Below are 433 nucleotides of genomic sequence, written 5' to 3'. Positions count from 1 at the left end.
CTGTTCAAATCTTTACTGAAAATGGATTTGACCTTGAGGTTATTGGAACCAAGAAGATTCAATCATCAGTAGCTCGTTGGAGAAAAATATTTAACACTCATGGGGATTTGGGTTTTCAGGAGGAGCGTCGCGGAAAAGCTAGTACCGGTCGACCTTCTACTAAAGACGTATCCGCAGAAAAGCAGTTAGAGAAGGCAGAAGCGCGGATCAAATACCTTGAGGCCGAACTGGAGCTGCTAAAAAAGCTAGAACAACTAGAAGGGCAGGTGAAGAAACAGTTCTAGAATCACATGAGAAATACGAAGTCATAAATCATGTCATTCGAAAGTATCAGCTGAAGAATATGGTATCTCATCTTTGTAAAATGGCCGATGTCAGCCGAAGTGGATATTATGAGTGGCTCGAAAATATCGAGAGTCGTGCGATTCGTGAA

Annotated in this window: 1 pseudogene; it reads left to right on the top strand. The window is 42.0% G+C overall.

Features of this window, described 5'->3' with window-relative positions:
- Nucleotides 1–433: pseudogene (locus C406_RS20870) on the top strand (IS3-like element ISBsp3 family transposase); the annotation flags it as partial.

It is taken from the genome of Paenisporosarcina sp. TG-14 (genome assembly GCF_000297555.1).
Lineage (GTDB): Bacteria > Bacillota > Bacilli > Bacillales_A > Planococcaceae > Paenisporosarcina > Paenisporosarcina antarctica.
Note: the sequence above shows the minus strand (reverse complement) of the source record. Positions and strands in the feature narration are given on the sequence as shown.